Source organism: Paraburkholderia flagellata, assembly GCF_021390645.1.
Taxonomy (GTDB): Bacteria; Pseudomonadota; Gammaproteobacteria; order Burkholderiales; family Burkholderiaceae; genus Paraburkholderia; species Paraburkholderia flagellata.
Genome location: NZ_JAJEJT010000002.1, coordinates 708,894 through 723,359 on the forward strand (window position 1 = coordinate 708,894; position 14,466 = coordinate 723,359).

The following is a 14,466-nucleotide window of genomic DNA, read 5'->3' on the forward strand; positions in this document are numbered from 1 at the left end:
AACCAGCCAGGGCTTGCGCCGAGGCTGGTTTGTGCAGCGTGTCGTTTTTAGCTGCGTGGTCTCGCTCGCTTCGCCGGAATGGCTCGTCAGCCAGTTCCGGCGCCGGGCCGAAGCCCGGAGTAAAGCGTTGCTTAGAACTTGTGGCGGATACCCAGGCTGACCATGGTCTGCGAGCTCGTAGCCGAGTTGTAGCCGTACGAGCCGATCGACGCGCCTGCGATCGACGTCGTGGTCGCGCTGTCGCGCTGCGTGCCGTTGGCGTGCTGCCAGGCCGCCACAGCGTACAGGTCGGTGCGCTTCGACAGGTTGTAGTCCGCGCCGAGCGAAACCTGGTTGTAGGTGTTCGACACGTCGCCGGCGCCGTGCGTCCAGGTGTAGCCGAGGCCGAGCAGCGTGGCCGGGTTCAACTGGTAGCCGACGAAGCCGCCTGCGACGTTGAAGCGCTGGTTCGACGCGAACGCGGAAGCGCTGTCCCGACGCATCTGAACGTTGCTGTAACGGCCGCTGAACGTGAACGGACCAGCGACGTACTGCGCAGCGACCTGAGCCGTGCCGACCGACGACGCCGAAGCGTAGGCCGCGTTGATCTGGCTGCCGTTCCAGAAGACGTTATCCGACGTTGCGCTCTGGGACCAGCCGCCGAAACCGTTGACCGCGCTGGCTGCGCGGGCTGCCGCCGACGACGAGTTGTCCATGCGGAAGTAGCCGCCGGCAACGTTGAACGAGCCGATGCCGTAGGTTGCAGCAGCACCCCAGCTCTGACCCGAGCCGGTCGAGCCAGCCACGCCGCCAAACGCGTACATGCCTTCGAACTGGAAGCCCTGGATGTTCGGCGAGACGTACTTGATTGCGCTGTTCGTACGCGAGGTGTTGTCGTTGTTGTCGACGTCACCCGGGGTTGCGAACGTGCTGCCGAAGTAGTTGTCGGCGGTCAGCGGCTGAACCATGTCGACCAACGGGTCGTACTGGCGACCGAGCGTGACCGTACCGTACTGCTCGTGCGTGACGCCAACCAATGCTTGACGGCCGAAGATCGCCGTGTTGCCGTTGTATTTGCCCAGCGCGCCGTTGTTGATGTTAAAGCCGCTTTCCAATTGGAAAATTGCCTTCAGGCCGCCGCCCAGATCTTCCGTGCCCTTCAGGCCCCAGCGGTTGCCAGACAGGTTACCGCCAACGAGGGCGACCAAGTTCTTGTTTTGACCTTGGCTGTTCATCGTGTGGTTGACGTACTGGATCGATTCGTCGATCACACCATAGAGGGTCACGCTGCTTTGAGCGTGCGCGGTGCCAGCTGCGGCCAAAAGGGCCAGCGAGAGGGTCGAGAGAGCGACTCGTTTCATTCTGTTTTCTCCACGCAGAAATTGTGTAGTTGTTGCGCGATGGAGAATAACGCAGCAGGCCAAGCGACCTGAACTGAAAAAATAAAGTTTGTCGCAAAAACCTGACACCGGCCAGAATCCCGTGTCAGACGGGGCCTGCGTCGATTATGCCGATTTTGGAAATATTGGATTGTTGATCGAGCATTATTGTTGTTTTTGATAAAAGTTCCGTAAATGATCGTTATTTTTTAGGCTTGCTGCGACCTTGTGTAGCAGCCTCGATCGGCCCGGCTTCGTCCGGGTGACGGCGCCTGCCGGCGGCCGTCATGGCGAGCGCGGCGCTCGCGACGAACAGCACCGAACTCCACGGATGGCGCTTCACATAGCGGTCGGCGGCGGCCACTGTGCGGCCCGCCTGGACCAGCGTGAGCGCAGCCGCATAGGTGGCACTGTCCTCCATGCGCACGACCGAACGGCGAATCTGCAGCCCCGATTTCAGCCCCGCGAACGCTCCGCCACGCGCACTCGCGCGCCCGACCGCGCCGAGCGGTGTTTCCGATAGTGTCGATTTGTCTGCCGTAACGGCCGCCGCCAAGGCTGCAGGCATTGCCGTGGCCGCTGCGCTGCCGTTTCCGATCGGCACAGCGGACGGCGCCGGGGCAGCAGCGGGACGGTCCGTACGCTTCGTATCGTGCCGCGCGACGATGGTGGAGGCGGCGAGTACGGAGGCCAGCTTGGCGCGGCTGCCGGGCGGTGTTTCCTCAAGGAAACCCCACGCGCCGCGCGGGTCGTGCATGCGTCCGCGCGCCGCCGAAAATTCCGCGCCGAGCAGGAGCACCGCCGCCGAAAAATAGAGCCACATGAGCAGCACCGCGAGCGAGCCGGCGGCGCCGAAGGCCGTTGCCATGCCCGCGTGCGCGAGATAGAGCGCGAACAGCTTCTTGCCTGCCGAGAACAGCACTGCCGCGATGATGCCTCCCACCATCGCGTCGCGCCAGCGCACGTCGGCGTCGGGCAGGAAGCGCAGCAGGGCGCCGAATGCGACGGCCAGCACCATGAGGCCCACGCCCAACTGCATCAGGTTTCCGATGATCACATAAGGAGAATTGCCCCAGAGCCACTGGCCGACGAATATGATGGCCGTGTCGAGCACGAGCGAGACGATCAGCAGGAACGCGACGCCCAGCACGAGACTGAATGAAATGAGGCGCACGCGCACGAGCGCCAGCACGCTGGAGGGGCGCTGCCCGTCCGGCGGCCAGACGATGTTCAATGCGGAATTGAGCGAGGAGAAGGTTGCGGACGCGCCGATCACGAGCAAGGAAAGCGAGATGATCGCCGCGACACTGCCCTTGCCGCCCGCGCGATGCGCGTTCTGCACGATGGTGGTGATGCCCGCGGCCGCATCGTCGCCGAGCACGTTGTGGACCTGGCGGAAGAGTTCGCCGCGCGCGGCTTCGTCGCCGAAGAACCAGCCGGCCACCGCAATCACCATCACGAGCGTGGGCGCGAGCGAAAACGCAGAGTAGAACGCGATGCTCGCCGCGAGCGACGGGCAGCGGTTGGCGATGAACTGGCGCAGCGCGCCCACCACCCACGACGCTTCCTTGCGTGCGGCGGACTGCAGTCGTTCGGTGGAAAGCGTTGACATGATGGCGCGCCCCGCAGTGGTTCTTCAGTGGTTCGTTTTCGTCACAAAACTGGCTCGTTCGCCATTCAATATTAGCAAGCGTGGTTCCCGGGCGACCTCGCGCTGTACGCCTGTAAAGCTCGCGAACATCCAGCGCGATCCGTCTCCCAAAACGTCTTATACTGAAAAAACCCACAACCAAGCCGAGGACGCATCATGCTGCAGATGTCCCGGCGTCAGTTCCTCAAGGTCACGGCAACGTCGCTGGCGGGTTCCAGCCTCGCGTTGATGGGTTTCGCACCCGATAACGCGCTTGCCGAGGTCCGACAATACAAACTGGCGCGCACCACTGAAACCCGCAATACCTGCCCGTACTGCTCGGTCGGTTGCGGGATCCTCATGTACGGTCTCGGCGATGGCGCGAAGAACGCGACCACGAGCATCATCCATATCGAGGGCGATCCCGATCACCCCGTCAATCGCGGCACGCTGTGCCCGAAGGGCGCGAGCCTGATCGATTTCATTCATAGCGAAAGCCGCCTCAAGTACCCCGAGTACCGCGCGGCCGGAACGAACGAGTGGAAACGCATCTCGTGGGACGAGGCGCTCGATCGAGTCGCGAAGCTGCTAAAGGAAGATCGCGACGCGAACTTCGTCGAGAAAGCCGCCGACGGCAAGACCGTGAACCGCTGGTTGACCACGGGCATGCTGGCGGCATCGGCGGGCAGCAACGAAGTCGGCTATCTCACGCACAAAGTGGCCCGCAGCATGGGCCTGCTCGCATTCGACAACCAGGCGCGTGTCTGACACGGCCCGACGGTGGCAGGTCTTGCCCCGACGTTTGGCCGTGGAGCGATGACGAACCATTGGGTCGACATACGCAACGCGGACGTGATTCTGGTGATGGGCGGCAACGCGGCCGAGGCGCACCCGTGCGGCTTCAAGTGGGTCACGGAGGCGAAGGCGCACCGCAAGGCGCGGCTCATCGTCGTGGACCCGCGCTTCACGCGCACGGCATCGGTCGCGGACTTCTACGCACCGATCCGCACCGGCACGGACATCGCGTTCCTTGGCGCCGTGATCAACTATTTGCTCACGAACGACAAGATCCAGCACGAGTACGTGAAGAACTACACCGACTTCTCGTTCATCGTGCGAGAAGATTATGCGTTCAACGACGGCATCTTCTCGGGCTACGATCCACAGAAGCATTCGTATGCAGACAAATCGTCGTGGAACTACGAGATCGGCGACGACGGCTTCGTGAAGACGGACGACACGCTGCAGAATCCGCGCTGCGTGTACCAGTTGCTCAAGCAGCATTATTCGCGCTACTCGGCCGACATGGTCGAGAAGGTGTGCGGCACGCCGAAGGATAAATTCCTCAAGGTGTGCGAAATGCTCGCGAGCACAGCCGAGCCGGGCCGCGCAGGCACGATCATGTACGCGCTCGGCTGGACCCATCACTCGATCGGCTCGCAGATGATCCGCACCGGCGCGATGGTGCAACTGCTGCTCGGCAACATCGGCATAGCAGGTGGCGGCATGAATGCGCTGCGCGGCCACTCGAACATCCAGGGGCTCACGGACCTCGGGCTGATGTCGAACCTGCTGCCGGGCTATATGACGCTGCCGTTCGAAGCGGAACAGGACTACGACGACTACATCAAGAAGCGCGCTTCGCAGCCGATGCGGCCGAACCAGCTCAGCTACTGGCAGCACTATGGCGCATTCTTCGTGAGCTTCATGAAGTCGTGGTGGGGCGACGCGGCCACGAAGGACAACAACTGGGGTTACGACTGGCTGCCGAAGCTCGACAAGCCTTACGATCTGCTGCAGACGATCGAGTTGATGAATCAAGGCAAGATCAACGGTTATATCTGCCAGGGCTTCAACGTCATGGCGTCCGCGCCCGACAAGGCCAAGACGCTCTCGGCGCTCAGCAAGCTCAAGTGGCTCGTGATCATGGACCCGCTCGCCATCGAGACCTCCGAGTTCTGGAAGAAATACGGCGACTTCAACGATGTCGATTCCGCTTCGATCCAGACCGAGGTGTTCCGTCTGCCGACCACGTGCTTCGCGGAAGAGAACGGCTCGCTCGTGAGTTCGAGCCGCGTGCTGCAGTGGCATTGGCAGGGCGCGGAGCCGCCGGGCGAGGCGAAGAGCGACCTCGAAATCATGTCGGGCCTTTTCCTGCGCATACGCGCGGCGTACCAGAAGGACGGCGGCAAGCTGCCCGATCCGATCGTCAAGCTCGACTGGCCGTATTCGAATCCTGCGAGCCCCACGCCGGAAGAACTCGCGAAGGAATACAACGGGAAGGCGCTCGCCGACCAGACCGATGCGAAGGATCCCACCAAGGTGCTCGTGAAGAAGGGTGAGCAGCTTGCGGGCTTCGCACAACTGAAAGACGATGGCACGACGTCGAGCGGCTGCTGGATCTTCTGCGGCGCATGGACCCAGGCGGGCAACCAGATGGGGCGGCGCGACAACTCGGACCCCACAGGCATCGGCCAGACGCTGAACTGGGCCTGGGCCTGGCCCGTGAACCGGCGCGTTCTCTACAACCGCGCCTCGTGCGATACGGCGGGCAAGCCCTTCGATCCCACCCGCAAGCTGATCGGCTGGAACGGCAGCGCGTGGACGGGCGCAGACATACCCGACTACAAGGTCGACGAAGCGCCAGATCAGGGCATGGGGCCGTTCATCATGAACCCCGAGGGCGTGGCGCGCTTCTTCGCGCGCGACGGCATGAACGAAGGTCCGTTCCCTGAGCACTACGAACCGTTCGAGAACCCGCTTGGATATAACCCTTTCCACCCGAACAATCCGCTCGCCACGAGCAATCCAGCGGCGCGCGTGTTCCCCGACGACCGCAAGACGTTCGGGACCGCGCAGCAGTTCCCGCATGTGGCGACCACGTACCGGCTAACCGAGCACTTCCACTTCTGGACGAAACACGCCCGGCTGAACGCGATTATTCAGCCGCAGCAGTTCGTCGAGATCGGCGAGGCGCTGGCGAAGGAGGTGGGCGTGGTGGCGGGCGACCGCGTGAAGGTGTCGAGCAATCGCGGCTATCTGATCGCCGTGGCAGTCGTGACCAAGCGCATCAAGCCGCTCACCATCGAAGGCAAGACCGTGCATACCGTTGGCGTGCCGCTGCACTGGGGTTTCAAGGGGCTCACGAAACCGGGTTATCTGACGAATACGCTCACGCCACCCGTGGGCGACGGCAATTCGCAGACGCCCGAGTTCAAGTCGTTCCTCGTGAAGGTCGAAAAGGCATAGGGGGACGCTAACCATGACATTGCAATCACTCGACATCAAACGCCTTTCGGCCACCACCACGCCGCCGCCCGGCGTGCGCGAGCCGGTCACGGGCGCGGTCGCAAAGCTCATCGACGTGACCAAGTGCATCGGCTGCAAGGCGTGTCAAACGGCGTGCATGGAGTGGAACGATCTGCGCGACGAAATCGGCGTCAATACAGGCGTCTATGACAATCCGCACGATCTCACCGAGCACTCGTGGACCGTCATGCGGTTCTCGGAATGGGAGAACCCGGACGGCAACCTCGAATGGCTGATCCGCAAGGACGGCTGCATGCACTGCGAGGACCCGGGCTGCCTGAAGGCATGTCCAGCGCCGGGCGCGATCGTCCAGTATACGAACGGCATCGTGGATTTCCACGAGGAAAACTGCATTGGCTGCGGCTTTTGCATCGCGGGTTGTCCGTTCAATATTCCGCGCCTCTCGAAGAAGGACCACCATGTATACAAATGCACGCTCTGCTCGGACCGCGTGGCAGTGGGGCAGGAACCCGCCTGCGTAAAGACCTGCCCGACGGGCGCGATCGTGTTCGGCACCAAGGAAGACATGAAGCAGCACGCGGCCGAGCGCATCGTGGACCTCAAGGAGCGAGGCTTCCAGAACGCGGGGCTTTACGATCCGCAAGGCGTGGGCGGCACGCACGTCATGTACGTGCTGCATCACGCGGACCAGCCCTCGCTCTATCACGGCCTGCCTGACAACCCGCGCATCAGCCCGATGGTGCGGCTCTGGAAGGGCGCCGCCAAGCCAATCGCGCTTGGCATCATGGCGCTCACGGCGCTGGCGGGTTTCTTCCACTACACGCGGGTCGGCCCGAACGAAGTGACGGAAGAAGATGAAATTGCCGCGCGCGACGAGGCGCGGCGCATGCGTGGCGAACCACCCGAGGAGCGCAACGATGAAAGACGATGAACCGCAACTGATCGAGCGCTACACGCCCAACGAGCGAAGCAACCACTGGATCACCGCGATCAGTTTCATCCTGCTCGCGCTCTCGGGCCTCGCAATGTTTCATCCGGCCATGTCGTGGCTTTATGCGGTGCTCGGCGGCGGTCAGTGGACGCGCATTTTGCATCCGTTCATCGGCGTCGTGATGTTCGTGTCGTTCCTGATCCTTGCGTTGCGCTTCTGGCATCACAATTATCTGGACAAAGACGACATCCAGTGGATGAAACAGATGGGTGACGTGCTCAATAACCGCGAGGACAGGCTGCCCGAGATCGGCCGCTACAATGCGGGCCAGAAGCTGTTATTCTTTGCGATGGTGGTTTGCCTCGTGCTGTTGCTCTTGAGCGGCATTGTGATCTGGCGGCGATATTTCTCGGTCTATTTCCCGATCGAGATTATTCGGCTCTCGTCGTTGGTGCATGCGATCGCGGCGTTCGTGCTGATATGCGGCATCATCATCCATATTTATGCAGCGCTGTGGGTGAAGGGGTCGATCGGCGCCATGACGCGCGGTTACGTCACCTGGGGCTGGGCAAGAAAGCATCATCCGCGCTGGTTCCGCGAGAGCATCAAGTAACGCACAGGCTGCGCGCCGCCTGCCTTAAAGGCAGTGGCGGCGCGAGCGGCAAACCGCCGGCGCCCGCAAGGGCACGGCGGTTTTTTCTTTTTGAAGCCGTTCTGGAGCAGACCCGTCGTGACGCAACGCATTCTCGACCCGCAGCAAATTGAGTCGCTCGATCCTTCGGCCATTCCGCGCATCCGTTTGCCCGAGCGCTTCGCCTTTTTCAGCACGCGCGCCGTGCGCCTGCGGCATCTCTCGGACCACAATCCTATTGGCGGCTACGTGCGCTTGATGGCGGCGCTCGTCGATGCGCAGCAGGAGGCGCTTGAACATTGCAGCGCGTCCATGCCTTCGCGCGAAGCCATCGCAAACGCGCAGCATCATTGCATGCCGATACTTCCGGCGCTTTCTGGCGAGCGTGATCCGCAATGGCGCGCCGTGCTATACCGTCTCGCCGATCGTGTTGAAGCCGCGGGTGTGGTCGCGTCTGCGCTCGCGAAAGTGCTCGACGAGCTGCGCGCCATGGACGAAGGACAACTCGAAGCCCAGGCCGACGCGATCCTCGCGCAGCGCTACACCGAAATCGCACCCGCCACCGCGCCGTTCATCATGGCCGCGCTGCAGGTGGTGTGGACCGACCTCGCAAGCCGCATCGACGTGCGGGACATTCCCTATGTCGACGCACCGGGCGTATGCCCCGTTTGCGGATCGCCGCCCGTTGCCAGCATCGTGCGCATTGGCGGCGCGTATCAGGGCTATCGGTATACGCAATGCGCCCTGTGCGGCACCGAAGCGCACGTGGTGCGCGTGAAGTGCACGAACTGCGATTCGACCAAGGGCATTGCGTATCACGGCATCGAAGGCGGCAATGCCGCGCTCAAAGCCGAATCGTGCGACGAGTGCCATACGTACCGCAAGATCGGCTATCAGGAGAAGGATCTCGACTTCGAGCCGCTCGCCGACGACCTCGCGAGCCTCACGCTCGATCTGCTGATGAGCGACGCGGGTTACCGTCGCGCGAGCCCGAACCCGTTGCTATGGCCCGAAGTGCCTGGCGACCAGTAAGGAGTCGAGCACGCCATGAGTGAAACCGTGGGACAAGCAGCGGAACACGATGCGCGCACCCTCAACGCGTTGCTCGCAACCATGCCCGCGGTCGAGCGGGTGATTGCCTCGGACGAAGCGCAGCCGTTGATTGCGCAATACGGGCGCACCCAGGTGCTGGGCGCGATACGCGCCACGCAGGACGCCTGGCGTGGTGATGCGCGAGCCGGCGTATTGGTGCACGACCACAAGGATGCCGAACCATTTTCTCTCGAGCGCGTGATTGCGGCCACCGCGCGACGGTTGGCCGAACGCACGCAAAGCCGCCTGCGTCCGGTCTTCAATCTCACGGGCACGGTGCTCCACACGAATCTCGGCCGCGCACTGCTCCCCGATCAGGCCGTAGAAGCCGTGGTCCAGGCGCTCACGCAACCCGCGAACCTCGAATTCGATCTCGTGAGCGGCAAACGCGGCGACCGCGACGATCTGATCGACTCACTGATCTGTGAACTGACGGGCGCTGAAGCCGCGACCGTTGTCAACAACAACGCGGCAGCAGTGCTGTTGCTGTTGAGCGCACTCGCCAATCGCAAGGAGGTCGTCGTTTCGCGCGGCGAACTGGTCGAGATCGGCGGGGCGTTTCGCATTCCCGACATCATGAGCCGGGCGGGCGCCCGCTTGCGCGAGATAGGCACGACGAACCGGACGCATCTAAAGGACTACGAAGCGGCGATCAACGCGCGCACTGCGCTGCTGATGAAAGTGCATTGCAGTAACTACGCGATCAGCGGCTTTACGAAAAGCGTCGAACTCGATGAACTCGCGCCGTTGGCACGTCAGCACGGCCTGCCGGTCGCAGTCGACCTGGGCAGCGGGACGCTCGTCGACCTCGCGCAGTGGGGCTTGCCCGCCGAGCCCACAGTGCGCGCGACCGTTGAAGCGGGCGCGGACCTCGTGACCTTCAGCGGCGACAAGCTGCTGGGCGGCCCGCAGGCGGGGCTGATCGTCGGAAGCAAGGCGCTCATTGCGAAGATCAAGAAGCACCCACTCAAGCGTGCGCTGCGCGTGGGCAAGCTCACGCTTGCAGCGCTCGAACCGGTTTTGAGGCTCTATCAGGCGCCTGAATTCTTGCAGGAGCGGCTGACTACGTTGCGCCTTCTCACACGGCCCGCCACGCATATGCAGGAGGCCGCGCAGCGCGCGCTACCCGCGTTGCAGCGCGCGGTTGGCGACGCGTATGCCGCGAGCGTCGAGCCGATGTTCAGCCAGATCGGCAGCGGCGCGTTGCCCGTGGACGTGCTGCCGAGCAGCGGGCTCGTCGTGCGCCATGCAGGCAAGGGCGGCAGCGGCCGCGCGCTGCTCAAGCTCGAACGTGCCTTGCGCGAACTGCCGCGGCCCGTGATCGGCCGCATTGCCGACGACGCGCTGCGCCTCGACCTGCGCTGCCTCGAACCCGGGGCCGAAGCGGCGTTCGCTGCGCAACTCGCGGAGCTGCACCTGTGATCGTCGGCACGGCGGGGCACATCGACCATGGCAAAACCACGCTGGTTCGTGCGTTGACCGGCGTAGACACCGACCGCCTGAAAGAAGAGAAGGCGCGCGGCATTTCGATCGAACTGGGTTACGCGTACCTGCCGCTAGCCAACGGCGACGTGCTTGGCTTCATCGACGTGCCCGGCCACGAAAAGCTCGTGCATACGATGGCGGCGGGTGCGTGCGGTATCGACTTCGCCTTGCTCGTGATTGCCGCCGACGACGGCGTGATGCCGCAAACGCGCGAGCACCTCGCCATTCTGCAATTGCTAGGCGTTCAGCACGGCGCCATTGCGCTGACGAGGACGGATCGCGTGGATGCGGCGCGGCGCGACGCCGTGCGCGCCGAAATCGACGCATGGCTCGCTAGCACGATGCTTGCGGACGCACCGATCTTCGAGACGAACGCAACGCAGCCAGATGACAAAGGCGTGGCGCGCCTCGACGCCTGGTTGCGCGAGCGCGCGGGTACATGGCGGGCGCGACGAGACGATGGCCTCTTTCGCCTCGCAGTGGATCGCGTTTTTACGCTGACGGGCCAAGGGACGGTGGTCACGGGCACGGTATTCGCCGGGCGTGTACGAGCCGGCGATGCGCTCGTGCTCGCACCAGCCGGCACGCCCGTGCGTGTGCGCGGCCTGCATGCGCAGAATCGCGCGGTACAGGCCGGCGACGCGGGCCACGCCGGCCAGCGTTGCGCGCTGAATCTCGCGGGCATCGACAAGGAACAGATTGCACGCGGCGACTGGATCGTCGATGCGCGGCTGGGCGAGCCTGCCATGCGTCTCGACGTCGAACTGCAGTTGCTCGACGACGCAGACATCACGTTGCAGCACTGGTCGCCGCTTCATGTGCATCTGGGCACGACGCATCGTGTTGCGAACGTCGCACTGCTCGAAGGCGAAACGCTCGCACCCGGCGAGACCGCTCGTGTGCAACTTGTTTTCGACGCGCCGTTGCACGCGTTGCCGGGAGACCGATTTATTGTTCGCAACGCGCAGGCAAATCACACCGTCGGTGGCGGGCGTGTGCTCGATCCGTTCGGCCCATCGCGGCGGCGCAGAACGGCTGAGCGACGCGCATGGCTCGACGCGTTGCGCACGTGGCTCGACGAAGCAAACCTTGCGCCGCTGATCGAAGAAGCGCCGTGCGGCATTGCGCGCGCAACGTTGGTCCAGTTGACCGGTTACGACGATGCCGCGCTGGCAATGCCCGCCGACGCGATTTCAATCGCACCGCAAGGGCGCGACGACGAAGGCGCGATGATCGCACACGCGCACTGGACGAGGCTCACCGAGCGCATTGTCGAAGCGCTCGGCGAGTTTCATGTACGCTCGCCTGACGAGCAGGGGCCGGACGCGGCGCGTTTGCGGCGCATGGCGGCGCCGCTCGTGAGCGATGCGGTGTGGCGCGCCGCGATTGAAGCGCTCGAACGTGAGGGGCGCGTGGCGCGCAGCGGCCCGTGGCTGCATTTGCCCTCGCACGCGGTGACGCTCGATGCCGACGACGAAGCGCTCGCGGCGCGCCTCATGCCGCTGCTTGCGCAAGGGCGCTTCGATCCGCCGTGGGTGCGGGATCTCGCGCGCGAGACGCGGCAGCCGGAAGATAAGGTGCGTGCGTTGCTGCGCAAGCTCGCGCGCCTCGGTATGGTGTATCAGGTCGTGCGCGATCTCTTTTACGATCGAGACGTGGTGCAGATGCTCGCTCGCACCGTTGCACAGATTGCCGCGGAGCAGGGCGGCACCGTCAATGCCGCGGCGTTTCGCGACGCCACGGCATTGGGCCGCAAACGGGCGATTCAGATTCTGGAGTACTTCGATCGCGTTGGATATACTCGCTTTCAGCGCGATACGCATCTATTACGGCGCGATAGCCGGATGCGCGAATGGTTGTAGGCACATCGATGTATGCTTGCGATTGCGGTTGCCGTTGCGGTTGAGTTCGACGAAGGAAGGCATTCGTATCCGGTGGTACGGCCGGGCTTCAAACCCGGTTGGGGGCGTCAGCCGCTCCCGGGTCAGTTCGACTCTGGCTGCCTTCCGCCGTTTCCGTCACTCACGCTCCGGATGGCGCAGTCGCGAATGATGCCGGCCATAAGACATATAGATCAGCATACCGATAAGCAGCCAGACGATCAGCCGTACCCAGGTGACGAGCGGTAGTCCCACCATCAGCAACACGCAAAACGCGATCCCGAGAATAGGGACCACCGGCACGCCGGGCGCGCGGAAAGGGCGGGCCGCGTCGGAGTCGCTGCGCCGCAGGTACATGACTGCTCCACACACGAGTACGAACGCAAACAGCGTCCCGATGCTGACCATCTCGCCGAGTACGCCGATCGGTGTGAGGGCCGCCACGATGGCGACGACCGTGCCGATCATGATCTGGCTTCGATGTGGCGTGTGCAGGCGAGGATGGACGGTGGAGAACAGATGGGGGAGCAGTCTATCCTCCGACATCGTGAAGAAAATGCGGCTCTGCCCATAGAGCAGCACGAGTATCACGGTGGTCAGGCCGGTTAGCGCGCCGATCTTGATGAGCACTGAGAACCAGGTGAAACCAATGGCGTCCACACCTTTGGCGATCGGATCGGGAACGTTCAGTTGTGCGTATGGAACGAGGCCGGTAAGCACGGCGGCTACGAGGATATAGAGCAAAGTGCAGATAACGAGCGAGCCGAGGATGCCAATCGGCATGTCGCGCTGTGGCCGTTTCGCCTCCTGCGCAGCGGTCGACACTGCGTCAAAGCCGATGAAGGCAAAGAATACGACTGCGGAGCCGCGCAAAATGCCGCTTGCCCCGAAGCTGCCGAATGCACCGGTGTTGGGCGGCACGAAGGGATGCCAGTTGGCGGGATGCACGAAGAACGCGCCGATAGCGATGAAGGCCGCCACGACCGCCAGCTTGACGGCGACCATGACGTTGTTGATGCGTGCAGACTCCCGCGTGCCGAGTACCAGCATCGCCGTGAGGATCGCGATGATCAGTACTGCAGGGAGATTGATCGTGCCGGCGGCGGTGGTACCGTCAGCAAGCTGGACGGTCGTGCCGGGTGCGGCAGCGAGCGTGGGCGGGATGTTGATTCCGACGTTACGCAACAGGCTGACGATATATCCGGACCACCCGACCGCGACCGTCGCGGCACCCATGGCGTACTCGAGAATCAGGTCCCAGCCGATGATCCACGCAAACACTTCGCCAAGGGTCGCATAGGTATACGTGTAAGTGCTGCCGCATACGGGGAGCATGGCGGCCAGTTCGGAGTAGCAAAGGCCGACAAACGCACATGCAATTCCGCCCAGCACGAAAGACAGGATGATGCCCGGGCCGGCAAATTGTGCCGCCGCGGTGCCAGTGAGGACGAAAATGCCCGCGCCAATAATGGCGCCGATTCCCATCGCCGTGATGCTGGGCGCCCCAAGGGTCTTCGACAGCGCCCGACTGCTTTCGGCATCGGCGCTTCCCACTATGTCGGCGACGGACTTGCGCGCCGTGTAGCTCGTGTCAGCCATGATAGGTTGTCCCATTCAACTGCGACTGGAAACGACTCGATTCGGCTTGCTTTACTTCTTTAGAATAGACATAGGCGCGTGTTCGCGAAGGGTAAGTTTTCAGTTAGCCGTACGACGACGACCGGCTTACGCGCGCAGAGATGTTTCGGAACACTTCACACTCATCGGCAGGATGGGTGATGCGGCGAATACGCGATACATATCGCGGGATTCGCCAGCGTAATTGACAGTCCGCGACAGCGGCTGGGAGAAGAGGAATGGACAACGATAGACCGTCGCCACGGCGCGTGGCGTACGAGAAAGGGATCCGGATCGGTGGGACCGGATGGTTCGGCCGATTGTCGGCCGTCGTCGTGAGCGCAATCGTGCTCGTGGTGGCTGCGATGTTGTCGGTGGTGCTGCTTGCCGTCTTGTTCGCTGTGGGCGTGGTCTTCGCGGGCTATCTCTGGTGGAGAATACGTGCGCTACGCCGGCAGGCGCGCGAGTTCGGCGACGATGGCCGGACCATCGACGTCGAGGTCGTTCACAAGGACTCGCACGGCGACGATATCGCGCAACGCTGACTTTTGATGTTCGCGCAAGCACCTCCA

At 63.2% G+C, this 14,466-nt stretch carries 10 protein-coding genes and 1 tRNA gene; 8 read left to right on the forward strand and 3 right to left on the reverse strand.

The features are described 5' to 3' along the window. Positions 1 to 131: 131 nt before the first annotated feature. Together L0U83_RS17620 and L0U83_RS17625 are read right to left on the reverse strand one after the other, a co-directional pair. Positions 132 to 1,340 (reverse strand): porin, encoded by a 1,209-nt coding sequence (locus L0U83_RS17620; RefSeq protein ID WP_233885073.1) that lies wholly within the window; start codon positions 1,338 to 1,340, stop codon positions 132 to 134. 220 nt (positions 1,341 to 1,560) lie between these two features. After that, positions 1,561 to 2,970 (reverse strand): YihY/virulence factor BrkB family protein, encoded by a 1,410-nt coding sequence (locus tag L0U83_RS17625; protein ID WP_233885075.1) that lies wholly within the window; start codon positions 2,968 to 2,970, stop codon positions 1,561 to 1,563. A 195-nt stretch (positions 2,971 to 3,165) separates the two neighbouring features. On the opposite strand from L0U83_RS17625, the gene fdnG reads away from it, so the two are divergent. The 7 genes from fdnG to L0U83_RS17660 all read left to right on the forward strand — a co-directional run bounded on the left by fdnG (position 3,166) and on the right by L0U83_RS17660 (position 12,406). After that, the gene (fdnG, locus tag L0U83_RS17630) at positions 3,166 to 6,237 is read left to right on the forward strand and encodes a formate dehydrogenase-N subunit alpha (RefSeq protein WP_233885077.1); all 3,072 of its coding nucleotides are present in this window, start codon (positions 3,166 to 3,168) and stop codon (positions 6,235 to 6,237) included. 13 nt (positions 6,238 to 6,250) lie between these two features. Beyond that, positions 6,251 to 7,189, forward strand: a complete 939-nt coding sequence (fdxH, locus tag L0U83_RS17635) for a formate dehydrogenase subunit beta (RefSeq protein ID WP_233885078.1) — start codon at positions 6,251 to 6,253, stop codon at positions 7,187 to 7,189. Further along, complete coding sequence (locus L0U83_RS17640) at positions 7,176 to 7,802, forward strand: formate dehydrogenase subunit gamma (RefSeq protein WP_233885079.1); 627 nt, start codon at positions 7,176 to 7,178, stop codon at positions 7,800 to 7,802. The genes fdxH and L0U83_RS17640 overlap by 14 nt, the downstream gene beginning before the upstream one ends. A gap of 117 nt (positions 7,803 to 7,919) precedes the next feature. Continuing rightward, positions 7,920 to 8,852 carry a formate dehydrogenase accessory protein FdhE gene (fdhE, locus tag L0U83_RS17645; protein ID WP_233885080.1) on the forward strand — a complete coding sequence of 311 codons (933 nt, stop codon included), beginning with the start codon at positions 7,920 to 7,922 and terminating at the stop codon, positions 8,850 to 8,852. A gap of 15 nt (positions 8,853 to 8,867) precedes the next feature. After that, a complete protein-coding gene (selA, locus tag L0U83_RS17650) occupies positions 8,868 to 10,334 on the forward strand; it encodes an L-seryl-tRNA(Sec) selenium transferase (RefSeq protein WP_233885084.1) in 1,467 nt (488 codons plus the stop codon). Continuing rightward, positions 10,331 to 12,259, forward strand: a complete 1,929-nt coding sequence (gene selB, locus L0U83_RS17655) for a selenocysteine-specific translation elongation factor (RefSeq protein ID WP_233885085.1) — start codon at positions 10,331 to 10,333, stop codon at positions 12,257 to 12,259. The genes selA and selB overlap by 4 nt, the downstream gene beginning before the upstream one ends. A 54-nt stretch (positions 12,260 to 12,313) precedes the next feature. After that, positions 12,314 to 12,406: transfer RNA gene (locus tag L0U83_RS17660), tRNA-Sec, on the forward strand. Between the two features lie 9 nt (positions 12,407 to 12,415). Here L0U83_RS17660 and L0U83_RS17665 read toward each other — a convergent pair. Continuing rightward, a complete protein-coding gene (locus L0U83_RS17665; protein WP_233885086.1) occupies positions 12,416 to 13,876 on the reverse strand; it encodes an amino acid permease in 1,461 nt (486 codons plus the stop codon). A gap of 257 nt (positions 13,877 to 14,133) precedes the next feature. Here L0U83_RS17665 and L0U83_RS17670 point away from each other — a divergent pair, with 257 nt between their 5' ends. Further along, complete coding sequence (locus L0U83_RS17670; RefSeq protein WP_233885087.1) at positions 14,134 to 14,439, forward strand: hypothetical protein; 306 nt, start codon at positions 14,134 to 14,136, stop codon at positions 14,437 to 14,439. Positions 14,440 to 14,466 lie beyond the last annotated feature (27 nt).